Source organism: Dactylosporangium sp. McL0621 (genome assembly GCF_049995355.1).
GTDB lineage: Bacteria > Actinomycetota > Actinomycetes > Mycobacteriales > Micromonosporaceae > Dactylosporangium.
This window is the reverse complement of record NZ_CP188259.1, coordinates 2,841,070-2,866,714: the sequence shown is the minus strand read 5'-3', so window position 1 is coordinate 2,866,714 and position 25,645 is coordinate 2,841,070. Positions and strand designations below refer to the sequence as shown.

The 25,645-nt window shown below is 72.9% G+C and carries 23 protein-coding genes, 1 pseudogene and 1 riboswitch; of the genes and pseudogenes, 11 read left to right on the top strand and 13 right to left on the bottom strand.

The annotated features are described in order from the left end of the window. Positions 1–11: 11 nt before the first annotated feature. The 5 genes from ACPPVO_RS13430 to ACPPVO_RS13410 form a co-directional block, all read right to left on the bottom strand. On the bottom strand, positions 12–2,180 hold the full coding sequence (locus ACPPVO_RS13430; RefSeq protein WP_426511528.1) for a ricin-type beta-trefoil lectin domain protein: 2,169 nt from the start codon (positions 2,178–2,180) through the stop codon (positions 12–14). 108 nt (positions 2,181–2,288) lie between these two features. Continuing rightward, on the bottom strand, positions 2,289–2,846 hold the full coding sequence (locus ACPPVO_RS13425; RefSeq protein WP_426511527.1) for a hypothetical protein: 558 nt from the start codon (positions 2,844–2,846) through the stop codon (positions 2,289–2,291). 227 nt (positions 2,847–3,073) lie between these two features. Further along, a complete protein-coding gene (locus ACPPVO_RS13420; protein ID WP_426511526.1) occupies positions 3,074–4,480 on the bottom strand; it encodes a ricin-type beta-trefoil lectin domain protein in 1,407 nt (468 codons plus the stop codon). A gap of 196 nt (positions 4,481–4,676) precedes the next feature. Then, complete coding sequence (locus ACPPVO_RS13415; RefSeq protein ID WP_360377844.1) at positions 4,677–5,873, bottom strand: ROK family protein; 1,197 nt, start codon at positions 5,871–5,873, stop codon at positions 4,677–4,679. A 110-nt stretch (positions 5,874–5,983) separates the two neighbouring features. Beyond that, on the bottom strand, positions 5,984–7,042 hold the full coding sequence (locus ACPPVO_RS13410; RefSeq protein ID WP_426511525.1) for a hypothetical protein: 1,059 nt from the start codon (positions 7,040–7,042) through the stop codon (positions 5,984–5,986). Between the two features lie 95 nt (positions 7,043–7,137). On the opposite strand from ACPPVO_RS13410, the gene ACPPVO_RS13405 reads away from it, so the two are divergent. Beyond that, a complete protein-coding gene (locus tag ACPPVO_RS13405) occupies positions 7,138–7,878 on the top strand; it encodes a laminin G domain-containing protein (RefSeq protein ID WP_426511524.1) in 741 nt (246 codons plus the stop codon). Here the strand turns inward: ACPPVO_RS13405 and ACPPVO_RS13400 are convergent. After that, positions 7,875–8,612 (bottom strand): hypothetical protein, encoded by a 738-nt coding sequence (locus ACPPVO_RS13400; RefSeq protein ID WP_426511523.1) that lies wholly within the window; start codon positions 8,610–8,612, stop codon positions 7,875–7,877. The two genes, ACPPVO_RS13405 and ACPPVO_RS13400, sit on opposite strands and share 4 nt — an antisense overlap. Then, positions 8,599–8,997 (bottom strand): RNA polymerase sigma factor, encoded by a 399-nt coding sequence (locus ACPPVO_RS13395; protein ID WP_426511522.1) that lies wholly within the window; start codon positions 8,995–8,997, stop codon positions 8,599–8,601. Before ACPPVO_RS13395 ends, ACPPVO_RS13400 begins: the two co-directional genes overlap by 14 nt. A gap of 420 nt (positions 8,998–9,417) precedes the next feature. Between ACPPVO_RS13395 and ACPPVO_RS13390 the strand changes: the two genes are divergently transcribed. Further along, a complete protein-coding gene (locus tag ACPPVO_RS13390) occupies positions 9,418–11,943 on the top strand; it encodes a putative bifunctional diguanylate cyclase/phosphodiesterase (protein ID WP_426511521.1) in 2,526 nt (841 codons plus the stop codon). A gap of 538 nt (positions 11,944–12,481) precedes the next feature. On the opposite strand, the gene ACPPVO_RS13385 is transcribed toward ACPPVO_RS13390, so the two are convergent. From ACPPVO_RS13385 to ACPPVO_RS13375, 3 genes are all read right to left on the bottom strand, one after another. Next, positions 12,482–12,952: a GNAT family N-acetyltransferase gene (locus ACPPVO_RS13385; RefSeq protein WP_426511520.1), complete on the bottom strand. Its 471-nt coding sequence runs from the start codon at positions 12,950–12,952 to the stop codon at positions 12,482–12,484. A 161-nt stretch (positions 12,953–13,113) separates the two neighbouring features. Further along, positions 13,114–13,317: a hypothetical protein gene (locus ACPPVO_RS13380; protein WP_426511519.1), complete on the bottom strand. Its 204-nt coding sequence runs from the start codon at positions 13,315–13,317 to the stop codon at positions 13,114–13,116. 68 nt (positions 13,318–13,385) lie between these two features. Continuing rightward, on the bottom strand, positions 13,386–14,000 hold the full coding sequence (locus tag ACPPVO_RS13375; RefSeq protein ID WP_426511518.1) for a TMEM175 family protein: 615 nt from the start codon (positions 13,998–14,000) through the stop codon (positions 13,386–13,388). Positions 14,001–14,063: 63 nt separating this feature from the next. Here ACPPVO_RS13375 and ACPPVO_RS13370 point away from each other — a divergent pair, with 63 nt between their 5' ends. Further along, the gene (locus tag ACPPVO_RS13370) at positions 14,064–14,975 is read left to right on the top strand and encodes a hypothetical protein (protein ID WP_426511517.1); all 912 of its coding nucleotides are present in this window, start codon (positions 14,064–14,066) and stop codon (positions 14,973–14,975) included. A 14-nt stretch (positions 14,976–14,989) separates the two neighbouring features. Here ACPPVO_RS13370 and ACPPVO_RS13365 read toward each other — a convergent pair whose 3' ends face one another. Then, the gene (locus ACPPVO_RS13365) at positions 14,990–16,015 is read right to left on the bottom strand and encodes a hypothetical protein (RefSeq protein ID WP_426511516.1); all 1,026 of its coding nucleotides are present in this window, start codon (positions 16,013–16,015) and stop codon (positions 14,990–14,992) included. Between the two features lie 218 nt (positions 16,016–16,233). Here ACPPVO_RS13365 and ACPPVO_RS13360 point away from each other — a divergent pair, with 218 nt between their 5' ends. Beyond that, positions 16,234–16,794 carry a pyridoxamine 5'-phosphate oxidase family protein gene (locus tag ACPPVO_RS13360; RefSeq protein WP_426514622.1) on the top strand — a complete coding sequence of 187 codons (561 nt, stop codon included), beginning with the start codon at positions 16,234–16,236 and terminating at the stop codon, positions 16,792–16,794. A 102-nt stretch (positions 16,795–16,896) separates the two neighbouring features. On the opposite strand, the pseudogene ACPPVO_RS13355 reads toward ACPPVO_RS13360, so the two are convergent. Both ACPPVO_RS13355 and ACPPVO_RS13350 read right to left on the bottom strand, forming a co-directional pair. Next, a pseudogene (locus ACPPVO_RS13355) lies at positions 16,897–17,010 on the bottom strand (hypothetical protein); the annotation flags it as partial. 86 nt (positions 17,011–17,096) lie between these two features. Further along, a complete protein-coding gene (locus ACPPVO_RS13350) occupies positions 17,097–17,681 on the bottom strand; it encodes a TetR/AcrR family transcriptional regulator (protein WP_426511515.1) in 585 nt (194 codons plus the stop codon). Positions 17,682–17,774: 93 nt separating this feature from the next. Here ACPPVO_RS13350 and ACPPVO_RS13345 point away from each other — a divergent pair, with 93 nt between their 5' ends. The 7 genes from ACPPVO_RS13345 to ACPPVO_RS13315 all read left to right on the top strand — a co-directional run bounded on the left by ACPPVO_RS13345 (position 17,775) and on the right by ACPPVO_RS13315 (position 25,644). Next, positions 17,775–18,407 (top strand): MarR family winged helix-turn-helix transcriptional regulator, encoded by a 633-nt coding sequence (locus ACPPVO_RS13345; protein ID WP_426511514.1) that lies wholly within the window; start codon positions 17,775–17,777, stop codon positions 18,405–18,407. Positions 18,408–18,430: 23 nt separating this feature from the next. Beyond that, complete coding sequence (locus tag ACPPVO_RS13340) at positions 18,431–19,972, top strand: MDR family MFS transporter (RefSeq protein WP_426511513.1); 1,542 nt, start codon at positions 18,431–18,433, stop codon at positions 19,970–19,972. Positions 19,973–20,054: 82 nt separating this feature from the next. Further along, complete coding sequence (locus tag ACPPVO_RS13335) at positions 20,055–20,822, top strand: phosphodiesterase (protein WP_426511512.1); 768 nt, start codon at positions 20,055–20,057, stop codon at positions 20,820–20,822. A gap of 121 nt (positions 20,823–20,943) precedes the next feature. Then, positions 20,944–21,414: a hypothetical protein gene (locus tag ACPPVO_RS13330; protein WP_426511511.1), complete on the top strand. Its 471-nt coding sequence runs from the start codon at positions 20,944–20,946 to the stop codon at positions 21,412–21,414. Positions 21,415–21,615: 201 nt separating this feature from the next. Continuing rightward, positions 21,616–22,719 (top strand): hypothetical protein, encoded by a 1,104-nt coding sequence (locus ACPPVO_RS13325; protein ID WP_426511510.1) that lies wholly within the window; start codon positions 21,616–21,618, stop codon positions 22,717–22,719. 372 nt (positions 22,720–23,091) lie between these two features. Continuing rightward, complete coding sequence (locus ACPPVO_RS13320) at positions 23,092–23,361, top strand: hypothetical protein (protein WP_426511509.1); 270 nt, start codon at positions 23,092–23,094, stop codon at positions 23,359–23,361. Between the two features lie 68 nt (positions 23,362–23,429). Next, positions 23,430–23,553: riboswitch (cobalamin riboswitch) on the top strand. Between the two features lie 60 nt (positions 23,554–23,613). Then, positions 23,614–25,644 (top strand): VWA domain-containing protein, encoded by a 2,031-nt coding sequence (locus ACPPVO_RS13315; protein WP_426511508.1) that lies wholly within the window; start codon positions 23,614–23,616, stop codon positions 25,642–25,644. Position 25,645: the final 1 nt, after the last annotated feature.

Genomic DNA, 25,645 nt, shown 5'->3' with positions numbered 1-25,645 from the left:
AAGCTTAGCCGTTACGGGTAGCTGACCAGGTCCTCGACCTGGTGACCGCTGTTCACCGCGGCCCCCGTGCTGTTGATGACGTGCGAGATGGTGCCGGTGCCGCCCAGCGAGACCGTCACCACGTCGTGGAACTTGACCCCGGCGGTCTGCGGGACCTCGAAGGAGTGGCCGAGCACCACGCTGGGGTTGGTGGAGAAGTAGCAGTAGCTGCCCAGGCCCCACGCCTCGTGCGCGGTGACGCCCGCGCCGACCTTGTAGGCGGCCCAGCCCTGCGCCCCGCCGCCGCTGGACCAGCCCGACTGGTTCGGCACGTCGTAGGGGATCTCGTTCTGGAAGAAGTACGTGCGCCCGCCGTTGCCGTTCCAGATCACCTGGTACTGCTGGTAGTGCTCGACGAAGAGCCCGTACGTGGTGACGTTGGCGCCGTTGACGACGAGCCCGTTCGCGGCGGTGTTCGTGCTCCACCCGACGGTGCCGCCGTTGCCGTGGTCGGCCCGCCAGATCCACATGTGGTCGCCGATCACGTTGTTGCTGTTGATCCGCAGGCTCACCGTGGCCTTGCCGACCGTGGCGCCGCCGATGCGGAAGAACACGTCGTGCAGCGAGGTCGGGTTGGCCGAGTGGTCGGCGCCCGAACCGTTCGGGCCGACCTCGAGCAGGACCGGCGAGTTGACGGTGCCCGCGTCGAAGAGCACGCCGGCGATCTTCACGCCGTCGACGTCGGCGACGGTCATCGCGGTCACGCCGTTGTCGGGCACGATCGTGGCCAGGCCGAGGCCGAGCACGACGGTGTCCGGGCGGGTGATCCGGATGGTGTCGTCGACGTGGTACACGCCCGGGGTGAACAGCAGGTTCTGCCCGGCCGCGAGGGCCGCGTTGATCGAGGCCGCGGTGGCACCGGCCTTGACGATGTAGAACTGGCCGATCGGCAGCGACGAGCCGGGCTGGTTGCCGCCCTGCCACGAGTTGCCGGTCGAGTTGGTGCGCAGGCCCGGCACGAACACCTGGTAGTTGCCGGAGCCGTCGACGTACAGGAACGGCTTCTCCCGCACGACCGGGGTCTGCGCCACGCGCGTGTAGGGCGGGTTCGGGAAGTTGCCGCCGGGCGCGTTGGTGTCGCCGACGAACACCATGTTCCAGTTCGAGCCGGTCCAGCTGCCCATGGTGGAGTTGCGGGTGATCCACTGCTGCTGCGAGCCGGAGCGGATCTGCCCGTCGACGGCCGAGTCGGAGATCCAGCCGCCCGAGGACCAGCCGCCGTCGTCGAGCTGGAGGTTGCCGCGCACGTGCATGCGGCGGTACGGCGCGGCCTGCGACACGGCCCACCGGTCGGTGCCGCCGGTCGGGTTGACCGACAGGTTCTCGGCGGAGCGCCAGAAGTTCTGGGTCGCGTTGCCCTGGAACCAGTCCGCCTCGGCGTGCACGGCCCCGTTGATGGTCACCTGGTCCGGCGAGAGGCCGAGACCGGCGACCTGGGTGTAGAAGCCGACGTTGGCGTCGACGTTGTAGCTGCCCGGCCGGAACAGCAGCGCGTAGCGCTGGGCGCCGAACTGGTTGCTCTGCTGGGCGTTGAAGACGCTCGTGAGCTTGCTCTGGATGGTCGCGGCCGACATCGACGGGTCGAAGACGGACACGTTCGGCCCGAGGTCGGGGTTGCCGGTGTTGGGCGGGTTCGACGTCGGCGGGTTGGAGGTCGGCGGGGTGGTGCCGCCCGGGAGCGTCCACTTCTGGTTGGCACTGGCGAAGCAGTCCCAGATCTGCAGCGGCGTGCCGTCGGCCGAGCTCGGCCCGGTCGCGTCGAGGCACTTGCCCAGCGAGCGCAGGGTGCCGTCGCTGTTGCGCGACCACTGCTGGGCCGCCGTGCCGTTGCAGTCGTAGATCTGCACCTTCGTGCCGTTCGCGGAGCTGGCCGCGGCGACGTCCAGGCACTTGCCGAGGGCGCGGATCGTGCCGTCGTCGCCGATGGTCCACTGCTGGGCGGTGGTGCCGTTGCAGGTGTACAGCTGCACCTGCGTGCCGTTCGCGGAGCTGGCCGCGGCCACGTCGACGCACTTGCTGCCGTAGCCGGTGATCGGCCCGACGGTCGCGGCGGACGCGCTCGCCATCGCGAACACGCCGACGCCGGCGGCGGCCACGACGGTCGCCGAGGCGGCGAGCCAGATCCTCAAGCGTGAGGTCACTGCTGGTCCCTTCTGGGGTGGGGTCAACTGAGCCGCCGCCGGCCGACCAGGTCTCGACCGGTGAGGCCTGTGTCGTGACTGAGCCGTTCCCACCCCAGGGACCCACGCCTAGGCGAGGATCTCGCCCGCGCCGCCGGCGGTCTCGTTGACCGACTCCAGCCACGCCTTGACATCGGTCTTCGCGAGGCCGGTGCCGCCCACGACGACGGTGCTGCCGACGATGAGCGTCGGGTAGGTCGCCGCCTGGTCCTGCGCGTAGGCCTTGGCCGCGTTGGCCGCCTTGAACTCCACGAAGATCGCCTGCTGGCCGCGGTGCGGGAGCGCGTCGTTCTTCTTCTCGTAGCAGTCGAACTGCTTGAAGCTCGATACGGAGGAGCGGTACTTGGCCGCCACGCCGGTGGAGTTGGCGTCCCACTGGCCGAACGGGCAGTCGGGGTCCTTGGTGAACAGCTCTCCGGTCATCTTGCCGACGGTGGAGAACTCGAGCTTTCCGGCCGCCCCCGACGCCTTCGCCGTTGCCTTCGCCGAGCCGGAGGTGGACGGCGCGGCGGAGACGGGCGCCGCGGACGCGGGCGCGGAGTCGGTCTTGGGGGCTTCCTTCTTGTCGTCGCCGCACGCGGCGGTCAACAGCAGCACGGCGCAGACGACGGGCAGCAGGCGCTTCATCGGGATTTCCTTTATGTGGTACCGCATTGACGCGGGGTGTCTTCGTTGGACGAAGAGCAACCTATGCGCGCCGCGGGCCCGTTGAATCCCGGATGTATGCCACCCGACAAGGAACGTGCGTTACCTCACTTCTTGGAGAAGGCGGGCCGGCCTCGGGTGTATGACCGGCCCGCCTCCTCCTGTGCCGGTGCCCCGGCCGTCCGCTTACCGGGGCACCCGTCCGGGTTCTAGCCCTTGTACTGGGCGATCACCTTGGTGAAGTCCCACGCGCTCTGCGAGACGCCGCTGCACGTGTCGTCCCCGGTGCCGCCGCCGTTGCAGGGCCGGTCGCGGTTGGCCGACCAGAACGTGAACCGGGCCAGGTGGTGCTGCTGGGCGTAGGCCAGCATGGTGCGGAAGTCCGCCACGGTGACGGTCTCGCCGACGTCCGTGATGCCGTTCATCGAGGAGATGCCGGAGTGCCGGTACGCCTGGTCGTCGGTGTAGTGGTAGCCGTTCTTGACCGCGTTCTTGAGCCCCTCGGCGGCCTGGATCGTCAGGTTGCCCATGTTCTGCCCGGCCGCGCCGAAGTCGAACGGCATGATGGTCCACGCGTCGACGGTCAGGCCGCTGGCCGCCGCCCGGTTGATCATCGTGGAGTCCGGTCCGGTGCGGTCGCTCGGGAACGTGACGTACACGGCGGTGTTGGGGTTGTTGGCCTTGACGGTCTTCAGCGCGTCGATCGTGCGCTGCTGGAGGGTCGGGTTGTTGTAGACCGTGCCCTCGATGTCGATGTCGATCGCCTTGAGGCCGTAGGCGTTGATGACCTTCTGGTAGGCCGCGGCGAGCGCGCTCGCGCTGCTGCAGGTCTGCTCCAGCCACGGTCCGGCGGCCCCGCCGAACGACACGGCGACGTCACCGCCGGCGCCGCGGATGTTGTTGATGGTGGTCTGGTCCTGGCCGCCGGTCAGCGGCCGGTTGCCGTCCCACAGCGGGTCGCAGGCGCCGTTGGAGAGGATGAACGCCATCGTGAACCACTTGATGCCGGTCGCGGTCATGATGGTGCGCGGGTCGGGCAGGTTGCCCCAGCCGAGGTACGCGTACGGCGCCGCGCCCATCGCGGGGTTGGACGCGGGCGGGTTCGACGTCGGCGGGTTCGACGTGGGCGGGGTGGTGCCGCCCGGCAGCGTCCACTTCTGGTTGGCGCTGGCGAAGCAGTCCCAGATCTGCAGCGGGGTGCCGTCGGCCGAGGAGGGGCCGGTGGCGTCGAGGCACTTGCCCAGCGCGCGGAGGGTGCCGTCGCTGTTGCGCGTCCACTTCTGGGCGGTGGTCCCGTTGCAGTCGTAGATCTGCACCTTGGTGCCGTTGGCGGAGCTGGCCGCGGCGACGTCCAGGCACTTGCCGAGGGCGCGGATCGTGCCGTCGTCGCCGATGGTCCACTGCTGGGCGGTGGTGCCGTTGCAGGTGTACAGCTGCACCTGCGTGCCGTTCGCGGAGCTGGCCGCGGCCACGTCGACGCACTTGCTGCCGTAGCCGGTGATCGGCCCGACGGTGGCGGCGGACGCGGAGTTCATCGCCACGACGCCGACCACGCCGACGACGGCGAGGGCGGCGGCGACGATCACACCGCGGCGGATCAGGCGGGTTCCTGCCATGGGAGGCCTTTCATGAGGGTGGCCCCGGAAGGGCGCCGACTGGGCGGTCGGCTATCTGTTAAGCGCCCTTCCAGATTGAGGGCAGGCTATGACCAGATTCATCAGGCGTCAATAAAAGAGGCAAAAAAAGGGGTGCCGTTAAGGTCGGCTTGAGCCTCGCGACGAGCCGTGATCAGGGCGTTGCCCAGGGCTTTCGCTACGGGCGGGACGCCCGGCGGAGCAGTTCGGCCATGGGCAGGGTGGCGGCCCCGAAGGCCACCGCGTCGGGGCCGAGCTCGCACAGCTCGATCGAGACCTGGCCGAACGGGTGCTCCAGGGCCTGCTCGCGGGCGGCCTCGCGGATCCGGTCGAGCAGGCGGGCGCCGAGGGCCAGGCCGGCCCAGCCGCCGAGCACGACACGCTCGGGGTTGAACAGGTTGACCAGGTTGCCGATGCCCGCGCCGAGCATGCCGGCGGTCTCGGCCAGGGTCTCGGCGGCGGCCGGGGTGCCGGCGGCGATGAGCGCGGCCACGTCGGCGATCTCGCCGTCGGCGGCCGGGCTGTCCGGGTCGAGGGTGCGGTACCGCTCGAGGATCCCCTCGGCGCCGACGTAGGCCTCGAGGCAGCCGCGGGCGCCGCAGCGGCACTGCCGGCCGCCGTAGACGACCGTGGTGTGGCCCCACTCCCCCGCGCTGCTGCTCGCGCCGCGGTACACGGTGCCGTTGGTGATGACGGCCGCCCCGACGCCGGAGCCGACCAGCACGATGACCGCGTTGCCCGCGCCCCGGCCGGCGCCGAACCACATCTCGGCCTGGCCCTGGGTCTTGGCGCCGTTCTCCACGAACAGCGGGGCGGTGATCCCGCGCTCGCGCAGCAGGGCGTGGAAGGACACGCCGCGCCAGCCCAGCGTCGGGGCGTACACCAGCGGCGGGTCGGCCTGCTCGACCGTGCCCGGCACGCCGATCCCGATGCCGATGACCGCCTCCGGCGCGGTGTCCCGCAGCACGGCGCGGATCCCGGCCTCGAGCTGCCCGGCGACCGCGGACGGGTCGGGGCGCGAGGACGGCAGCGGCTCGTCGACGGTGGCGAGGCGGTTCATGGCCAGGTCGAACAGCTCGACCTTGACCCCGGTCTCGCCGACGTCGGCGCCGACGAGCCGGCCGAAGTCGGGGTTGACCCGCAGCAGCACGCGGGGGCGGCCGCCGTCGGACTCGATCTGGCCGGCCTCGATGATCAGGTTCTCGTGCAGCAGCTCGGCGGTGACGCTGCTGGCGGTCGCGGCGCTGAGGCCGGTGATGCGGCTCAGGTCGTGGCGGCTGAGCGGCCCGCGGAAGAACAGCTCCGACAGCAGCGTGGAGCGGTTGCGCCGGCGCATGTCGCGCGTCGTCGCGCGCTCGGTCTCGATGCGCACCACCGCGGTCCCGACCTCCCCCTTGATCTGTCGGTAGCGATCGTGTCACGCGCGCCGATACACGTCGACACCGAGGGGTCTCAAAGTCACGTGCCTCGACGGTGGAGGCCTGGTCAGCCGGCGCCGGCTCCGTTGCGCCGCCGGGCCCGCCGGGCCACGGCGGCCACCAGGCCGATGGCCACAACCACGAACGCCCCCGTGAGCAGCGCGACCTTGCCGGTCCGATCCGGTCCCGCCGTTGCCAGCGGCGGGGCGGCCGAGGGCGACGGCGGCGGGGGGCTCGGCACCGGGCGGTCCACCGTGTAGCGCAGGATGGCCACCGGGCCCGGCTGGTCGGAGACGGTCAGGAAGTCGCGGCCGTCCGGGGTGTACGCGACCGCCTCCCCCTGCGGCTCGTCCGGCAGCGGAGTCACCCTCGGCCGGCCCGTGGTGATCGCCTTGGCCACGTCGCCGTCCGGCACGTCGAACTCGTAGGCGTCGGCGTAGGTGCGCACGACCGCGCGTGTGCCGTCGGGCGAGACGGCCGCGCCGGTGACGAAGCCGTCGCCGAGGAAGCCGAACGGGTTGCTGGTGCCGCTGTGCGTGGCCTCGAAGCGGCCGACGGCGGTGAGCGGGGCGCCGTCGGCGTTGTCGGTCGGCAGCGGGGTGTCGAGGCGGAACACCTCGCCGCTGGGGTCCTTGGTGACGATGACCGGGCGGCCGGCCCCGTCGATGAGCAGCGCCTCGGCGTCGCGCGGGGCTCCGTCGGGGTACCGCAGCCGATGGATCCTGAGGTTTTTCGCCCCGGGCGCGAGCGTCCACAGCGCGATCGTGTCGCGGCGCTTGCCGGAGCCGCCGGTCAGCGGGCTGTTGTCGCCGATGTCGGCGATCCACACGGTGCCCTTGCGGTCCACGGCCAGGTCCTCGGGGTCGCGGGCCGTCGTCGGGTACCCCACGCTGCGCGTCAGCGAGCAGTCGGCGCCGAGGTAGAACAGGCGGGTCTTGCGCGGCTCCAGGTTGGAGTCGTTCTCCACCAGGTAACCGCCGCCGGGCAGCGCGGCCAGGCCGGACGCCTCGGTGACCGCCGGGTCGGTGATGCGGCACACCTCCTGCGGCCCGCCGGCGTGGGCGGCGGCGACCCCGGGCACGCCGATGGCCAGGGCGGCGACCGCCACGATCACCGCCAGCCGCATGACCGACAGTCTCCCATCCGAACGGACGCGGACAGTAACCGACACGATGGTGTAATCGCGTGTTTGACGCAGCGTTAATATGTCACATTTCGGACATGAAGACATGGGGGAATGTGACGGCGGCGCTCTGTGCCGCCGGTGTGCTGCTCGGCATGTCGTCGCCGTCGGCCGCGAGCGCCACCGACGGCGCCCCGGCGCCGGTGACCGTCGCGCGGTACACCTTCGACGCCGTCAAGACCGGCACGACCGTCGCCGACGACTCGGGCCACGGCCACGCCCTGGTCGCGTCCATGGGCCACGGCGGCAAGGTCAGGCTCGACGCGCGCAACGGCGGGCGCGCCGCGGCGTTCCCGGCCAAGTGCAGCGGCAGGAATTGCCCGCACGCGGTCCTGCAGGCCGTGGACGCGCCGGAGCTGAACCCGGGCGTGAACCCGATCCGCTACGGCGCGACCGTGAAGCTCGGCAAGGGCCAGACCGGCTCCGGCGAGAACATCCTGCAGAAGGGGTACTCGGCCTCCGGCAGCCAGTACAAGCTCCAGGTCGACGGCGAGGCCGGCCGGCCCAGCTGCGTGCTGTCCGACAACGTCGTGCGCGGCATCCACGTCGCCCGCTCCGACGTCTCGATCGCCGACGGCCGGTGGCACACCCTCGAATGCCGCCGCGCGGGTACGGCGCTGACCCTGCTCGTCGACGGCGCCGTGCACGCCACCACCGCCATCCCGGCCACCCTGGCCATCACCAACCCGGTACCGCTGAGCATCGGCGGCAAGGGCGACGGCGCCGACAACGACCAGTTCCACGGCACCCTCGACGACGTGTGGATCGCCCTGGGCTAGCCGGTGACCGGCCCGGAAATGGTGAGGGCCTGCTGGAGTACCTCCGAGGCGTCCTGGCCCGCCGTCGGGTGGACACCCGCCGGCACGTAGGCCAGGTAGTAGGCGTGGTTCGGCTGCAGCGCCGGGATGCCCGGCACCGGGAACGAGAACGGCGGGCTGATCGCGGTCCCCGTCGTGACCGTCGGGTACACCTTGCCCGAGCCGGGGAACAGCAGCCCGTTGGCGCCGTCGTCGACCAGCCACAGCCGGGTGGGGTCGACCGGCGGGCAGTTGCTGCCCGGGTCGGTGGCCGTGAACTGCCCGCCCGTGAACGCCAGGTCCCAGCCGACCGCGCACTGGCTCGGCAGGCCGACCGGCGCCGGGCCGCCCGGGAACGGCCCGTTCGAGATCGTCGGCGTCGGCATCCCCGAGGGCCAGACCGGCGGCCCGCTCGGCGAGAGCTGGATGGAGGGGCCGGCGCCGACCGGCCGCCCGTCCCCTCCGCCGAGGCGCCCCGTGGCCACCCCGACGACCAGCACCAGGCCGGCCACGCCCGCGAAGACGCCGGCCATCGCCCACCGGCGCCGCCGCCGCACGCTCACCGCGTGCCGGCGCTCGATGCCCACAGTGGACTCCTCGACCGGCGGGCGCCCGGCCCGCCGCACCACCTCGGCGAGGCCCGCCTCGGCGTCGAACGGCTCGCCCGCGTACGCCCGGCGCACGAGCGCCCGGGTCACCTCGTCAAGCTCGGCCATGCTCACTCGCCTCCATGATCTGCTGGAACCGGCGCACGTAGGGCTGCAGCACCTTGCGCAGCTCGGCCACGTGCGTGCGCACGGTCGACTCGCTCATCTCGAGCACGCTCGCGATCTGCGCGTAGCCGTCGTCGTGCAGGAAGTACAGCAGCGCCACCTGGCGCCGCCGGGGCGGCAGCGAGTCGATCAGCCGCCGCACCGCCCCCTCGAGGCCGAGGCTGTCCTCGACCCGCCCGATCGCCTCGTCGTCGGCCACGGGCTCGGCCCACGGCCGGTCGTCGAGGCCGATGTACCGCGACTCCGCCTCCGCCCGCCGCCGCGCATAGTTCTTCGCGGTCGTCGAGGCCGATGTACCGCGACTCCGCCTCCGCCCGCCGCCGCGCATAGTTCTTCGCGGTCGTCAGCACGTAGGCGCGGCGCTGGGGCGGCCCCAGCTCGCGCAGCCGCTCCCAGCGCTCGAGCATCCGCGCGAAGCCCTCGGCGGTCGCCTCCGCACCGAGCTCGCGGCCCGCGAACGCGCACATCACGTGCTGCACCCGCGCCGCCTCGGTCCGGTAGAACTCCGCGAAGTCCGCCGGGGCCGTAACAATCTCGTGCATCACGTCTATAGAGAGCCCGCGGGCCCCGATTCCGTCCAGGGGCCACAAGGTAACGCTGACGAGTGATCCCTTCATCGCCGGGCGTCACCGTCCCCGTACGGGGTCGTTACCGGGGCAGCTAGGTCGTCCCCCGTCCCGGCGAGCGAAACGGACCCTCCATGACCCCAGGAGTCGGCGGCGCGCACCGGTCCCGCGAACGTTGGCTGATGGCATCGGCGCCACTGACCCTCACGGCCGCCGCCGCGGTCCTGCTCGGCGGCCCGCCGCTGGGCCTCGCCGTCCCCGCCGCCGTGCTCGTCGCCGCGGCCGCGGCCGGGCTGCTGCACGCGGGCTGGCTCACCGGGCTCGCGGCCGGGGCCCACCGGTTCGGCGCCGGCCGGGCCACCGTGGCCGCCGTCGCCGCGCTGGCCGCGGGCCTCACCGCGGCCGGCGTGTGCGCCGCGCTGCCGTCCGCCGTGCCGGTCGCCGGCCCGGCCGCCGGGCTCGCCCTCGTCGCGGGCCTGCTCGCCCTGCCCGGCGTGGCGGGCGGCCCGGGCGCCGCCCTGCGCCGCGGCCTCGACGGGGTCTGCGTCGCCCTGTGGAAGTTCCTGACGCTGCTGGTACTCGTCCTGGAGCTGCACGGCGACGTGAGCCGCACCGTCTTCGTCACCTGCCTGCTGGCCGTCATCGGCATCACGATCGCGGTGGTCAGCGGCGTGCGGGCGCCGTTCCCGCGCGGGGCCGCGGTCACCGCGGCCGGCGGCGTGGCCCTGACCGTGCTCGCCGTCGCGACCGTGGCGCTGCTGCCGCCCGAGCCCGCCCGGCACGACGCCGGGCTGCTCGCCGCCGGGGGCCTGCTCGTCCTGGGCTCGGTACTCGTCTGGTCCGGCGCCTGCCGGTGCGTGTACGGCGACGCCAAGACCGCCCGGGTCACCGACGGCACCCTGATCGGCGACCCGCTGCTTGTCGCGCCGGTGCTCGCGGGGGCCGCCGCGGTCCTCTACGCCCTGGTCAGCCGGGGCCGCATCGGTACCCCGGCGATGGTCGTCGGCGCCGCCGCCGTCCTCGTCGTCGTGCTGCGCGAGATCGCCGAGGCGCTCGCCACCCGGCGCTTCAGCGGCGAGCTCGCGGCGACCCGCAGCGCGTTCGCCACCATCGTGGCCGGCTCCAGCGACGTGATCCTGGTGCTGGACAAGGACCTGTCGGTGCGCTGGCAGTCGCCGGCCGCGGCCCGCCAGTTCGGCCTGTCCGAGCAGGAGGTCCTCGGGCGCCCCTTCGTCCGGCTCGTGCACGCCGGAGACGCGGCGGCGGTACGGTCGGCGCTCGATCGTCCCCAGTCGTCCCCGAACTCCTCACCGGAGCCGCGGCGGACCCGGATCTGTGACGGCTTCGGGGTGTGGCGCGACGTCGAGTACACCCTGAGCGACCTGCGCGACGACCCGGCCGTCAACGGCGTGGTCGTGCACCTGACCGACGCCGGCGATCGCCTGGAGCTCGAACGCAGCCTGCGGCGCGACCCGCTCACGGGCCTGGCCAACCGCGGCGCCCTGCTGGACGAGCTCGCGACCGGCCCCGGCTTCCTGCTCACCGTGGGGCTGGACGGCTTCGCCGGCGTCAACGACCTGCACGGCCCCGACATCGGCGACGCCCTGCTCGTCACGGTGGCCGCGCGCATCCGGTCCGCGGCCGGCCCCGGCGACCTGGCCGCCCGCCTCAACGGCGACGAGTTCGCGGTGCTCACCCGGGTCGACAAGCTGCACGCCTTCACGCTCGCGACGCGCCTGCTGGCCGGGCTCGGCGAACCGTACCCCGTCCCGGGCGCGACGCTGCAGCTCTCCGCCGGCATCGGCCTGGCCCCGACCGGCGGCGCCCCCGAGGAGGCCCTGCGCCGAGCCGGCCTGGCCCTGCGCCGGGCCAAGCGCACCGGCCGCGGCCGCGTCGAGTGGCACGACGACGCGGCCGAGGAGACGTACGTGCGGCGGGCCACCCTGGAGCAGCACCTGCCCCGGGCCATCGAGCGCGGCGAGCTCGACCTGGCCTACCACCCCGTCTACGACCTGGTGGAGGGCCACCCGGTCGGCGTCGAGGCGCTCCTGCGCTGGCGCCACCCGCGCCTGGGCACCGTGACCCCGGCCGAGACCTTGACCGTGGCCCGCGAGCTGGGCCTGACCGCCACGATCCAGGACTGGGTACTGGCCCGCGCGGCCCGGCAGCTGTCACTGTGGCAGCACGAGGGGTACCGCCTGTGGATCTCGGTGAACGTGGCCTTCGACGACTTCGTCGACCCCGCCTTCCCGGGCCGGCTGAGCCTGGCCCTGGACAGCCACCAGATCGAACCGGCCGACTTCGTGATCGAGCTGGCCGAGCAGGAGCTGGGCAGCGACCTGGAACGCGCCGCCGAGCCCCTGGCAACGGTCCGCGCCATCGGCGTACGAACGGCCCTGGACGGCTTCGGCACCGGCGCGACGTCCCTGGCCCACCTGCGCCGCCTGCCGGCCGACCTGCTGAAGGTGGACCGCGCCTTGTTCACGTCCACGCCCGCCTCGGCGGGCCAGGTCGCCCCGATCATCGACGTGGTGGTGGGCCTGGGCCGCCGCCTGGGCGTGACGGTGATAGCCCACGGCCTGGAGGCCCAGGAGCACTTGGAACTGGTACGCCGAGCGGGCTGCTGCTACGGCCAGGGCCACTACTACGGCCAACCGGCCCCGGCGGAGCGGATAGAGGCGGCCCTGGTGAGGCAGCGAAGTTTTTAGCTGTGTCTACTAGCTCGCTGCGCTCGCGGTGGGGGAGCTTCGCTCCACCCACACCCCCTCAAAATCTGCGCCGGCTCGCACTGGCGACGCACAGGCGCGCCAGAACGGGGCCGGTCGCCGGGTGATCGGGCGCGGTCGCCAGTAGATCCGTGCGCCAAGTCCGATCGTGACCGTGCGAGTCGCGGCCCGCTCTTCAACCCCGACGGCGCGCAACCACGGCAACAAGTCGCGTCCGTAAGACGCCTCGAACTCGGCTCAAATTATTGCTCTTCCTCCCCCTAAAAATTTGAGGCTCTTCGCTCTTCGGCTTGCATCCGTTTGAGCGTCCGGCCGCCCGCGCACGCCGGCGCGACCACGTCTCCGGCCGGACTGCCACGGGATACCGACCAAGCGGGCGACGGCACTTGCCGCCGCATGCAGCACCATCCTGTGCTGCCATGTCCGCGGTGATGACACAATCTGGGCTGACCGCGCCGACGTGGCCGGTCTCGCAGCCGAGACATGGCTGCAAAACTGGGAGTTGTACGGCGGTCGACGCCTAGCGTCCGGACGAGCTGAGCCGGAAGCGCAGGAACGTCCGGCCCGCGACCTCGGCCTCGCCATCGGGCCGGAACCCGAACCGTCGCACGGCGGCGGCGGTGCCCCGCGTGGGCGGCAGCAGCACGGTCACGTCGTGCAGGCCGAGCGGGCCGAACGCCTCGGCCAGGACCCGCTCGGCGATCGCCCGCCCGTGGCCCCAGAACGCCGGGCGCAGCACCAGGGCCAGGTCGGCGTCATCGCCCTCGGGCTGCAGGCCGCCCCAGCCGGCGAAGGTGCCGTCGACGAGCAACGCCCACGGGCCGTAGCCGTGCTCGCGCCACATCGCCTCCTTGGCGGCGACCCAGGCGGTGCAGTCCTCGGGGCCGAAGTTGCCGGCGGCGAGCGGCATGTGCCGGCGGACCCGGGGGTCGTTCATGAGGTCGATCAGGTCGGCGGGGTCGACCTCGGTCAGCCGGGCCAGGGTCACCATGCCGCGACCCTACCGGCCCCGCGAGCGACGCCGAGCCGCGCGTGAACGATGAGCAGGCGCGCGGCGGGAACGGCAACTACGAGTCGGCGCTCGCCGAGCGGGATATCCGTCGGCCGTACCACCCCGCGACGATGCCGGCTGAGGTCCGCCTACCAGGCGGCTCAGCGGCCGAATGCGAAGCGGCGGCGCTTCTTCTGGCGGCCGAAGCGGCCCTGCACGAAGTCGGCCCCCTCGCGCAGCAGCTTCGTGCCTCGGCTCGGGCCGCGGCGGGCCTCGACGACCTGGCTCAGCTTGCGTGCGCCCGCCACCGCCAGCGGTACCGCGACGGCCACGACCGCATAGCGTCGGAGCAGGTTGAACAGCATGGCGTTCCCCTTACCGTGAGTGCCCGTGCCCTGACTTGTACCCCGATCAGGGGCTCCACACGCATGCCTCAGTCCGACGTTTCGTAGTCCTCGACGATCCGGCCGATGCGGCGGTCCGGCACGATCCACATGATCGCCACCCCTACGTAGCACGCGAGGGCGATCCCCACGCCCATGTGGCCGCCGCGGTCGATCAACAGGGCACTGAAGATGCCGGTGAGGTACACCACCGGAGAGATCTTGCCCTTCATGTCGGCGCCGACGGCCTGCCGGAGCGGGGAGTCGGCGCCCTGCCTGCGGATGATCACCGTTTGGAGCACGAAGTACGCGATGGCCGCGGCCAGCATGTTGACGCCGTAGATCACGACCGGGGTCTGCGCGAACGTCGATTCGTCCACCCAGCCCGTGGTGAACGGGAACAGCGACAGGCAGAACAGCAGGGCGAGGTTCGCCCACAGCACCCCGCCGCTGACGCGCTGGACCAGGTGAAACATGTGGTGGTGGTTGTTCCAGTAGATGCCGACGTAGGTGAAGCTGAGCAGGTACGTCAGCAGGCCGATCCCGGTCGAGTGCACGAGGTCCGAGAAGCTGTGCCCGGCCGGTGGCTTCAGCTCCAGCACCATGATCGTGATGATGATGGCCAGCACTCCATCGCTGAACGCTTCGAGCCGACTCGTTCGCACCGCGTCACTGCCCCTCGTCGTCGGTGATGCCTCGCGCAATGGGAAAGATCTATCATGGCCGCCGTGGTGCTGGATCCTGCGCTGATCGAGTTGCTGTGCGATGTGCCCGGGGCGACCGCGGTCTACTGCGTCCGGGATGATCGCGGGCGGACGATGGACACGCTGAAGGTCATCGCCGACCCGGCCGGGGGCTACCTGGCCGTGTACCACTGCGGTGTCGGTCAGGGGATCTACGAGGTACACGTCGCGACCTCATCGGACCTCGCAGCGTGGACGTGGCGGGCACGGCTGGACGGTTTCGCCTCCCAGCCGTACGTGACCGCCTTGCCCGACGGCGGTTTCCTGGTCGCGGTCGAGGCGGGCGGGGCCGGCACGCCGCCGTGGCTGCGCCTGCTGGACTTCGCGAGCCGGGCCGATCTGCTGGCGGGCAAGGCATCGCGGACGTTCGACGCTCCGCACACGCTGGTCCCCCGGCGGAAGTACGCCGAGGGTACCCCGAACATCTATGCGGTGTCCGCCGATCGGTCGCACATCGACGTCGGCTTCCACTACTTCCGGCAGGGCAAGGTCGACCGGCAGGCCCGGGGCGTACTGACCGGGTTCGCCGACTGGTCGGCGCGACGCGAGCCGCAGATCGACCAGGCCCTCGAGTGGTGGGGCGTGCACGGCAACATCGGCGGGCGGGACATGTTCGGCTGGAAGGGCCGGGAGTACCTGCTCGTGGAGGGGCAGGGCGAACGGAGCCGCTGGCAGACGTGGCGGACGTACCTCTACGACGCCGCCGAGCGCACGGCCTGGCCGCTCCCCGTCCGCACGCACGGCGGCAGCGCGGCGATCGCGAACCCCGCCGTGACCCTGCTCGACACGCCGTCGGGCGAGCCGGCGCTCCTGGTCACCGCGTACCTGTTCCACGACGGAGCGGCCGAGGGCGAGGGGGGCCCGCTGCTGTACTACCGCGCGCTCGGCTCACCCTGAGCGGGCGCCACCGCTCAGGGGCGCCCGGCGTCCTCCCACCGCAGCGTCACATCGGCCCGGGTGCCGGTGAACTTGTCGGCCGGGTCGGAGTACCAGCTCCAGGGATCGGCCCCGCAGTACCCGCCGATGGCAAAGAACTGGTTCATGGACTCGCGGTTGCGTCCCGCCCGGGAGAGTCCGTAGGCGAGCCAGTGACGCAGGTACGGCAGCTTGACGTGCCCCGGATCGCCGGCCGCCGCGTCGTGGATGCCCGCGCTCAGTGCGCGGTTGACCCGTTCGCCGGCGTAGAAGGCCTGGCGCGCCTCGTCCCCGTCCGGCCGGAACTCCTCCTCGAGCATCTGGATCCGGGTCATGGTCAGCAGCGAGCCCACCGGCGCGGCGGCGATGGCGGTCTCGAGGAAGTTCTCCATGAGTTCCAGCGAGCCGAACCAGCGCGGGCGCCAGTAGTTCCAGGCGCGGTGGGTGGCGGTGAAGGAGTGCGGCGCCCGCGCGGAGATCTCGCTCCACAGCGCCCGGTACTCGTCGTTGGACCACTGCAGTCCGAGCGCGCCGGTCTGCAGCGCGATCCAGGGCGCCGGATCGGCCGGGTCGATGTCGATGGCCCGCCGGCACACGTCGGGCACGTCGCGCAGCACGCGGAAGAAGCCCGTCCACTGCTCCCGGCTGACGTTCTGCGCGCGGTCGCTCGTGCGGATGTCCCATGCCGCCGCGACCAGAGACTCCGCGTACACGGTCAGCGCGTTGACGCTGCCCGGGTCCGCCGCGAGCCACTGGCGCAGCCAGCCGTCGTTGCCGGCGGCGGCGTTGCCGAGCCGCGACAGTACCGCGAACCGGCGCTCGGACGTCATCGGAATGGTGGCGAGGAAGCCCGCGAGGTGCGGCCAGTTCCCGGTCGCGACGAGCGGGTCGACGACGTCGAAGTCCGGTGCGGGCCCGGCCCGGTCGGCCCGCAGCTGCGCGGCCGGCACGTACCCGTACGCGGCCGGGTCGATGGTGCGGGGCGATCCCGCGTCCTTGACGCGCCAGCTGAAAAGACCCATGCCAGGATTCCCCGTTCCTTCGGCACCGCACGCGGGCTCCGCTCCATGATCCAACATGCCAGCCGCCACCGCGGTCAACCGGTGGCAGCGCACGGTCGGGTCAGGACCGGCCGAACCGTGACCCGATGATGCTCGCGACCGGCGCGCAATGGCCCGACGTGGGGGGCGTCACGTGGGAAGGGATCGAATACGCCGCGGCCGAGGCGCAGGATCGAGCCATGAAGGTGCACGAGCGGATCGACGGGCGGCTGCAGGCGTTCCTCGCGGCGCAGCCCGTGTTCTTCGTGGCCACCGCGCCCAGCGGGCCCGGCGGGCACGTCAACCTCTCGCCCAAGGGCATGGCCGGCACGTTCGTGGTGCTCGGCGAGCACCGGGTGGCGTACCTCGACTATCACGGCAGCGGCGCGGAGACGATGGCCCACCTGGAGGAGAACGGCCGGATCACGCTGATGTTCTGCGCGTTCCAGGGGCCGCCGAACATCGTGCGCCTCCACGGCCGGGGCCGTGCGGTGCCGGTCACCTCGCCGGAGTACGCCGGGCTGTTGCGCGTTTTCCCGGAGCCGCCGGACACGCACGCCGTGCGGGCGGTCATCGACGTCGCGGTGGAGCGGGTCAGCGACTCGTGCGGGTTCGCGGTGCCGCTCATGGCGTACGAGGGCGACCGCGATCTGCTCATCCGCGCGCACGAGCGGCGTACCGATGCGGATCTGGCCGAGTACCGCCGGGTGAAGAACGCCGCCAGCATCGACGGCTGGCCGCTGTTCGCGGAGCACGAGTAACGAGTAGCCGCGCTCAGACGGACGGGAGGCTGCGAAGGCTCTCGCCGCGTCGGCCTTCTCCAGGACCTGGTCCGGGGTCTCCCCCGGCGCGGCGACCGCGATGCCCACCGTGCCGCTGCCCCGCACCGGGCCGCAGCTGAGCTCGAGCTCCCCACCGAACGAGGCGCGCACGGCCCGCGCCGCGGCCTCGGCCTGGGGCTGGGCCGCGTGCGGCAGCAGGACCGCGAACTCGTCGCCGCCCAGGCGGGCGACCGTGGCGCTGTCGTCGGCCGCGAACGCCGCGAGGTGAGCCGATCCGGCGGCTACTGCGGGGCGAACGCCGGGGCCAGGTCGTTGAGCGACTCACGCATCACGTCGGCGAGCTCGGTGCCCTTCGGGCGGTCCAGCCACTCGTGCACCGCGACGCGCATGGCGACCAGGAACGCCGCCGCCATCAGGCGCGCGCGCATCGGCTCCAGCGGGCAGCGCCGCGCGAGCTGGGCGGTCAGCTCGTCCTCCATCGAGGCGTAGGCCGAGACCTGGTACGCGGCCAGGGCCGGGTGCCGGCGCACCAGGCGGAACTGGCTCACCCAGCCGGGGTCGCGGGCGCCGAGGTCGCGCTCGAAGTGCAGGGCGGCCGCGGTCAGGGCGGCCCACGGCGGCTCCGCCGGCGGGCGCTCGGCCACGGCGTCGACGAGGCGGCGCACGCGCTGCCGGTCGCCGTACAGCAGCGCCTCCTCCTTGCCGGCGAAGTAGTTCGAGAACGTCCGGCGGGACACCTCGGCCGCGTCCGCGATCGCCTCGACGGTGACCTTGTCCAGGCCGTGCCGGATCGACAGGGCCACCGCGGCCTCGTGCAGAGCCTGCCGGGTGGCGACCTTCTTGCGCTCACGCAGGCCTGGTCCCACGGCCCCGATGTTACCTACTTCTCATTGGGCAAACTTGCGCATTGGGCAAGTTTTTTGGATGCTTGTATCAGGCAAGTAATCCGGGAGGGTCCAGTGGAGCAAGTCGACGCGCTGCGGGACGGGCTGCGCGACCTCATGAAGGTCGTGCGGCTCCTCAAGCAGCAGCACTCCTCGGAGCCCGGCGCGCTCGCCCCCGGAGTCGCGGGCGTGCTCGGCGCGATCGAGCGGCTCGAGGGCGGCTGCCACCTCAAGGAGCTGGCCGCCGCGTGCGCGCTCGACCAGTCGACCACCAGCCGGGCGGTCAGCGCGTTCGTCCAGGACGGCCTCGTGCGCCGCGTCGCGGACCCCCGCGACGGCCGGGCGAGCTTCCTGGAGCTCACCGGCGAGGGCCGCGACGCCCTCCGGCGGGCCGACGACCGGTACGCCGCCCTGCTCGCCGCCGCCCTGCGCGACTGGAGCCCCGCCGACGCCGAGCTCTTCGCCGGCCTGCTGCGCCGATTCGCCACGTCGCTGAGCGAGAGCCACCCCGCGAGCAAGACCGAGAACCACCCCGCGAGCAAGACCGAGAACCACCCCGCGAGCAAGACCGAGAACCACGCCGCGAGCAAGAGCCAGAACCACGCCGCGAGCAAGAGCCAGAACCACGCCGCGAGCAACAGCGAGAACCAGCCCGCGAGCAAGAGCGAGAACCACCCGGCAAGCAAGACCCTGGAGGCAACACGATGAGTCAGACGCACACCGAGGAGCCGATGACCCATCGGCAAGTGCTGGAGGCGCTCAGCGGCCTGCTGCTCGCGCTGTTCGTCGCGATGGTCAGCTCCACGATCGTCTCGACCGCGCTGCCGAAGATCATCGGCGCGCTCAACGGCACGCAGACGCAGTACACCTGGGTCGTCACCGCCACCCTGCTGGCGGCCACCGCGACCACCCCGATCTGGGGCAAGCTCGCCGACCTGTACAGCAAGAAGGTCCTCGTCCAGATCTCGATCGTGATCTACGTGGTCGGCTCGATCATCAGCGGGATGGCCCAGAACACCAGCGAGCTCATCGCCGCCCGCGCCTTCCAGGGCATCGGCGTCGGCGGCCTGCAGGCGCTCGTCCAGGTGGTCATCGCCGCGATGATCCCGCCCCGCGAGCGCGGCCGGTACAACGGCTACCTCGGCGGCGTCATGGCCGTGGCGACCGTCGGCGGCCCGCTGCTCGGCGGCGTCATCGTCGACACCTCCTGGCTCGGCTGGCGCTGGTGCTTCTTCGTCGGCGTGCCGGTGGCGATCCTGGCCCTCGTCGTGCTGCAGAAGACCCTGCACCTGGTCACCGTCAAGCGCGACAACCTGAAGATCGACTACCTGGGGGCCACGCTCATCGCGGCCGGCGTCAGCACCCTGCTGATCTGGGTGTCGTTCGTCGACAGCTCGTTCGCGTGGATGTCCTGGCAGACCGGGGCGATGGTCGGCGCCGGCGTGGTGCTGCTCGCGCTCGCGGTGTGGGTCGAGTCCCGCGCGGCCGAGCCGGTCGTGCCGCTGAGCATCGTCAAGCAGCGCACCACGGCCCTGTCGATCCTCGCGAGCCTCGCGGTCGGCATGGCGATGTTCGGGGGCGCCGTCTTCCTGGGTCAGTACTTCCAGATCGGCCGCGGCTACACCCCGACCGAGGCCGGGCTGCTCACCATCCCGCTCATGGCCGGCGTGCTGGTCTCCTCGATCGTGGTCGGGCAGCTCATCACCCGCACCGGGAAGATCAAGCCGTACATCATCGCCGGCACCGTGGTCCTCGTCGCCGGCTTCGCCGCGCTGGCGACCATCGACCACCAGACCTCGCTGGTCTTCGTGGGCTTCGGCATGCTGCTGGTCGGCGTCGGGGTCGGCATGTCGATGCAGAACCTGGTGCTGGCGGTGCAGAACACGGTACCGCTGAAGGACATCGGCGCCGCGAGCTCGACGGTGGCGTTCTTCCGCTCGCTCGGCGGCACGATCGGCGTGTCGGTCCTCGGTGCCGTCCTGGCCCGCCGGGTCAGCGACAACATCACCCACTCGCTCGCCGCGGCGGGCGTGCAGGCCCCGGCCGGCGGCGAGACGAGCAACCTGAACCTCGGCGCCCTGCCGCCCGCGTTCCAGCACATCGTGCGGGCGGCGTACGGCGACGCCACCGGGCACATCTTCCTCATCTCCGCGGCCATCGCCGTCGTGGGCGTGCTCGCGGCGGTGTTCATGAAGCCGGCGATGCTGCGCAGCACGCTGGACCTGTCGGCGCAGAAGCCGGCGACGGAGGAGCCGGTGGGCGCACCCCGGTAAACCCCCACAAAAGCACGGGCGGGGACGGCTCTACCCCCTGGAGCCTCCCCGCCCGCCTGTGTCTGGGCGCAGAATGGCGCGCATGCCGTTCGTCGCGCACCTCAGCGATCCGCACATCACCACCGGGCCCCTCGCCGCCGACCCGGCCCGCGGCCTGTACCAGGCCCTGACCCGCGTGCTGGCGCTGGAGCCGCGCCCCGACTGCGTCGTCGTCACCGGCGACCTCGCCGACCACGGCCGGGCCGACGAGTACGCGGTGCTCAAGGAGCTCCTCGAGCGCTACCCGGTCCCGGTCCACCTCGTGCCCGGCAACCACGACGGCCGGGCCGCGCTGCAGGCCGCGTTCGGGCTGGAGCGCACCACGTACGCCGTCGAGTACCCCGGCTTCACCGTCGTCGTGCTCGACTCCCTGCGCCCCGAGCTCGGCGACGCCGGCATCCTCGGCCCCGAGCAGCTCGAGTGGCTCGACGAGACCCTCGGCCGGCTCGACGGGGTGCCCGCGTTCGTCTGCCTGCACCACCCGCCGATGCGGGTCGGCATCCCGGGCATGGACGCCATCCGGCTGGTCGACGGGCCCGAGTTCGCCACCGTGCTGCGCCGCCATCCGCACGTCGTGCGGGTGCTGGCCGGGCACCTGCACCGGGTCGTGACCGCCGGGTTCGCCGGGACGATCCTCAGCGTGGCGCCCAGCATGTACCGTCAGGTGGACCTCGGCCTGCGGGAGGGGCGCCCGGTCGGGTTCGTCGCCGAGCCGTCCGGCTTCCTGCTGCACCGCATCGAGGGCCTGGAGGAGTGCGTGACGCACCTGGTGCAGGTGAGCCACGCCGGGGCGCCCGTGATCGCGTATTGAGGCCGTTGGGCCGACGCCGGGTGGCACGTTTCCGGGATTTGGGGCATGGCGGGTGGCCGTACCTTGAATGCAGCACGTGAGCGCACCCCCCTTTGAGACGCACCCGAGAGGAACCACCCCCATGAGCGAGTACGGCGAGATCGACGCGGGCCAGGAGCACGGCTCCCTGGAGGCGGTCCACCAGAGCCAGGGCGCCGAGCTGGACCACCAGTCGCAGTACGGCATCCTCGAGCAGGATCACCACAGCTTCGAGCACGAGGAGTTCGAGCACCTCAAGCACATCGAGTACACGGACGCCGCGGGCAACCACTACGAGGTCACCGAGTACACGCACTACGAGCACACCGAGGTCGAGGACGACCACCGGCTGATGGCCTACGGCCAGGAGAGCACCGGCGACGCGGGCTTCGGCGCGGCCGACGGCACCGACGCCGGCTTCGGCGAGGCGGGTGCGGGCGAGTCCGGGTTCGGCGAGGCGGGCTTCGGCTCGGCCTCGGTGATCTCCGGCCTGGAGAGCATCACGTCCCGCTTCGAGAACTTCCTCGGCTCGGGCCTGACGAGCGACAACGAGATCAACGACGCCAGCGCGTGATCGGCCCCTCTCGGGGTGGTGTGACGGCGCTCACGGCGCCGGTCGGCAGACTCGCCGACCGGCGCCGCGTCGTGTTCGGGCTCACGCCGCCCGTCGCCACCCCACTGACCGGCCACAACGTGCCGTTCTGTCGTTTGTCAAGCATTTTCGGGACCGGAAATCGGCGGCGGTCCGGCCGGAATCGTCGCAGACTGGGACGCCATGAGCCTCGACGACGACTGGCACTACCTGCCCACCCGGACCCGGGCCGGCGCGCTGCAGCGCGGACTGGGCCGGGGCGCGGTGCGGGCCAGACGGGACCCGGCCGCGCCGGAGCTCGTGTACGCCTGCATCCGCCGCGACCATCGCTGGCTGCCCCTCGACGACCGCGGCGTCTACCTCGCCCGCCTGGTCCGCGACCTGGAGCTGCCGACCGGCCCGATCGTCGCCCGGCTCTTCGCCGCCGACGACGAGACCGGGGAGTTCACGCACGTCCTGCGGGTCGCCGAGGCGCTGGGCCGCGCCGGGTCCGACGGGATGGTCGAGAGCCTGCGACGGTACATCCAGATCGGCCCCTACTGGCGCGAGGCCCTCGGCACCGTCGCCGCCGCGTGGCCCGCGAACTGGTGGGACGACCTGCTGCCGGTCGCCGCCGACCGCCTCGCCAGCGCCGGGCGCCCCCTGCACCTGCCGGCCGCCGCCCCCTGGGGCGACTGGGCCGCGCGGGACGAGCGCATCCACGCCGCCGTGGCGCACGGCCCCGAGCCGCTGACCGGCCTCGGCGAGCTGCTCAGCGCCGCCGACGAGACCGGGTGCCTCGTGGAGCCGTCCGTCGACTCGCTGAAGACCGCCCGGCACGCCGCGGCCGACCCGTCCTCGGCGCGGTACTGGAGCGCCCTGTGCGTCCTGGCCGACCGGGGCGACGAGTCCGACGGCCCCGCCCTGCTGGCCGGCCTCGACTGGCTCGACCGGCGCGACGACGACCTGTGCGGCTACGACCGCCTCGCCGACGGCCTCGCCCGCGTCGGCGGCGACGCCGCCCGCCAGGCCCTGCCGCGCATCCGCTCGCTGTGGTTCAGCCCGCACTCGTACGAGCGCGCCGCCTACCTGCGGGCCCGCCTGGAGCTGGAGCCGGACGCGTGCGCGGGCGCCCTGACCGAGGGCCTGTGGGACTGCGAGGCCGGCGTCCGGCTCATCGCGGTGCGCCGCGTCCCGCTCGACGAGAAACTCGAGCGCCGCCTGGCCTACCTGCGCGACGACCCGATCGAGACGCCCGAGGTCCGCGCGGCCGCGGCCGAGCGGCTCCTGCTGGAATCCCTGGTGTAGCGGCCTGTCGCCTGGGTGACACATCGGCGCAAGTGCGTGCCAAGTCCACGCCAAGTGCCGTCCCGCATCCTTGCTTCAGCACCACTTGAAGGGGCCCGGTTCCGGGTCCTCGCACCGCCTAACTCGAGACAGCTCTCGATATCCATATATATGAGCCGGCCCCGCGACACCCTCCCCCTCGTGTCGCGGGGCTCTCGTACGCCCGCCGACCGCGCCGTGCCGCAGGTCGCCTGGATGCGCCGGGTCAGCCGGTCGGCGAAGCCGGGGTCGCCGACCACGCGCTGCCGGAACTCGTCGACCTGGGCCTGCGTGAGGTCCGCTCCTGGTTGGTGCCGCCGTCCGGGGACCTGCCGCACGCGGCGACCCCCCGGCGTGAGGACCAGGGCGGCCAGGGCGACCAGGGCCCGCACCCCGTTGGCCGCGGCCCAGTCCACGACCGGCCCCGGCTCCTCGGCCCGCCACAGCCACATCGCCCGGGTGCCCGGCGGCGCGACCGAGCTCTCCGGGGCCCGCGGCGGCAGCCGCAGCGGCGTGGCGGCGATCAGGGCGACCGCCGCGAGGAGCACGCACAGTACGATCTGGGCGGCCGAGTCCAACGCGCGCCGCATGCCCGTCCCATCGGCCGGCGGACCCGGATCGTGAGGGTCACACCGCGCCACGTTGACGCGCCGGTTGCCGGTGGGACACGATGGCGGGCGAGCGGTCTGCGGAGGAACCCGGTGCGAGTCCGGGACGGTCCCGCCACTGTGACCGGGGAGTCGCCCCTCAGCTCGGACCACGGCCGGCAACGGCTGGAAGGTCGGGGGGCGGCGGCGATCCGGCAGTCAGGAGACTCCGGGCCGCCGACGCAACAGCCGCCTCGCGGGCGCGGACCCGCCGAAGGGAAGAGTGCCCGTGACCTCGCCGTACCCGTTCTCGGCCGTCGTCGGCCTGCCCGACCTGCGCCTCGCGCTGCTGCTCACGGCGGTCTCACCGGCCATCGGCGGGGTGCTCGTCCGGGGCGAGAAGGGCACCGCCAAGTCCACCGTCGTGCGGGCCCTCGCCGCGCTGCTGCCCGAGGTCGGGGTGGTCGCCGGCTGCCGCTTCGCCTGCGACCCGGACGCGCCCGACCCCGAGTGCCCCGACGGCCCGCACACGCCCGGGGCCGGGGCCGAGCGCCGCCGCTCCGCCCTCGTCGAGCTGCCCGTCGGCGCGACCGAGGACCGCGTGGTCGGCACCCTCGACCTGCAGCGCGCCCTCGGCGACGGGGTCAAGGCCTACGAGCCGGGCCTGCTGGCCGCCGCGCACCGCGGGGTCCTCTACGTCGACGAGGTCAACCTGCTCCCCGACCACCTGGTCGACCTGCTCCTCGACGCCGCCGCCATGGGCCGCGCGCACGTCGAGCGCGACGGCGTCTCGGTCAAGCACGCGGCCCGCTTCCTGCTCGTGGGCACCATGAACCCCGAGGAGGGCGAGCCGCGCCCGCAGCTCGTGGACCGCTTCGGGCTCGTCGTCGGGGTCACGGCGCCCCAGGAGGCCGCGCCGCGGGCCGAGGTCGTGCGGCGGCGGCTGGCGTACGAGGCCGACCCGGCCGGGTTCGCCGGGCGCTACGTGGCCGAGGACGCCGCGCTCGCCGAGCGGATCGTCGGCGCCCGGGCCCGGATCGGGGCGGTGGCGCTGCCGGACGCGGAGCTCGACCGGATCGCGCGGATCTGCCTGGCGTACCGCGTCGACGGCCTCCGGGCCGACATCGTGGTCGCGCGGACGGCGGTCGCGCTCGCGGCCTGGCACGGGCGGACGGTGGTCACGACGGACGACGTGCGCGACGCGGCCCGGCTGGCGCTGCCGCACCGGCGCCGGCGCGATCCGCTCGACCCGCCGGGGGCCGACCGGGATCGCCTGGAAGAGGTGCTCGAGCAGGAGACCGGGCCGGACGACGACCCGCCGGGCGGCCCCCCGCCACCGCCGGACGACGACCCGGTTCCGCCGGGCCCGACCGACATTTCGGAAACGTCGGAATCGCCCGACCCCGGCGGGCCGCCCCCGCCGCCCGTCGCGCCCGAGCAGCGGCCGCCGGTCGAGCCGGCCGATGGCTCCGTTACCGACAAATCCGACTCGCTGCGTGACTCCGAACTATCGGATATTCCGGATTCGACGGACCTGCCGGATTCGGCCGGGGTCGCGGCGCCCGGGCAGCTCGCGTTCGCCGGGCTGCCGTACAAGCCGAAGCTGCTCAGCATCGCGGGCCGCGCGAACCGCCAGGCCGGCGCCCACGCGGGCCGGCGCTCGCCCGCCCTGTCGCGGCACGGGCGCGTGGTGCGCTCCCGCGCCCCGATCGGCGGGAAGGTCACGAGCATCCACGTGCCCGACACGATCCGGGCCGCCGCGATGCGCGGTTCGACCCGCGCCGAGGCCCGCGACGTGCGCGAGGCGGTCAAGGTCGGCCGCGAGGCGAACCTGGTGCTGTTCGTCGTCGACGCGTCCGGCTCGATGGCCGCCCGGCAGCGGATGAGCGTCGTGAAGACCGCGATCCTGTCGCTGCTGCGCGACGCGTACCAGCGCCGGGACAAGGTCGGCCTGGTCTCCTTCCGCGGCCACGACGCCACCCTGGTGCTCGAGCCGACCGCGAGCCACGAGGTCGGCGTGGTCCGCCTGGCCGAGCTGCGCACCGGGGGCCGCACGCCGCTGGCCGCCGGACTGCGCCAGGCCGCCCGCGTGCTGCACGGCGAGCGCCGCCGCGACGCCCGCCGCCGCCCGCTGCTCGTGGTCGTCACCGACGGGCGCTCGACCAGCGGGCCCGATCCGCTCGGGGCGGTACCGCTGCTGGCCGGCGTTCCCGCCGTGGTGGTCGACTGCGAGAGCGGCCCGATCCGCCTGAACCTCGCGCGGCGCCTCGCCGCCGCGCTGGAGGCGACCTGCATTCCACTGTCGAGCCTGGGAGCCTGAG

Coding starts and splice junctions, on each gene's coding strand:
- ACPPVO_RS13425 (WP_426511527.1), bottom strand. CDS start 2,846: ATGAAGCGCCTGCTGCCCGTCGTCTGCGCCGTGCTGCTGTTGACCGCC.
- ACPPVO_RS13360 (WP_426514622.1), top strand. CDS start 16,234: ATGAAGGTGCACGAGCGGATCGACGGGCGGCTGCAGGCGTTCCTCGCG.
- ACPPVO_RS13330 (WP_426511511.1), top strand. CDS start 20,944: ATGAGCGAGTACGGCGAGATCGACGCGGGCCAGGAGCACGGCTCCCTG.
- ACPPVO_RS13325 (WP_426511510.1), top strand. CDS start 21,616: ATGAGCCTCGACGACGACTGGCACTACCTGCCCACCCGGACCCGGGCC.
- ACPPVO_RS13395 (WP_426511522.1), bottom strand. CDS start 8,997: ATGCGCGGCGGCGGGCGGAGGCGGAGTCGCGGTACATCGGCCTCGACG.
- ACPPVO_RS13405 (WP_426511524.1), top strand. CDS start 7,138: ATGAAGACATGGGGGAATGTGACGGCGGCGCTCTGTGCCGCCGGTGTG.
- ACPPVO_RS13390 (WP_426511521.1), top strand. CDS start 9,418: ATGGCATCGGCGCCACTGACCCTCACGGCCGCCGCCGCGGTCCTGCTC.
- ACPPVO_RS13385 (WP_426511520.1), bottom strand. CDS start 12,952: ATGGTGACCCTGGCCCGGCTGACCGAGGTCGACCCCGCCGACCTGATC.
- ACPPVO_RS13380 (WP_426511519.1), bottom strand. CDS start 13,317: ATGCTGTTCAACCTGCTCCGACGCTATGCGGTCGTGGCCGTCGCGGTA.
- ACPPVO_RS13365 (WP_426511516.1), bottom strand. CDS start 16,015: ATGGGTCTTTTCAGCTGGCGCGTCAAGGACGCGGGATCGCCCCGCACC.
- ACPPVO_RS13420 (WP_426511526.1), bottom strand. CDS start 4,480: ATGGCAGGAACCCGCCTGATCCGCCGCGGTGTGATCGTCGCCGCCGCC.
- ACPPVO_RS13340 (WP_426511513.1), top strand. CDS start 18,431: ATGACCCATCGGCAAGTGCTGGAGGCGCTCAGCGGCCTGCTGCTCGCG.
- ACPPVO_RS13410 (WP_426511525.1), bottom strand. CDS start 7,042: ATGCGGCTGGCGGTGATCGTGGCGGTCGCCGCCCTGGCCATCGGCGTG.
- ACPPVO_RS13400 (WP_426511523.1), bottom strand. CDS start 8,612: ATGGCCGAGCTTGACGAGGTGACCCGGGCGCTCGTGCGCCGGGCGTAC.
- ACPPVO_RS13335 (WP_426511512.1), top strand. CDS start 20,055: ATGCCGTTCGTCGCGCACCTCAGCGATCCGCACATCACCACCGGGCCC.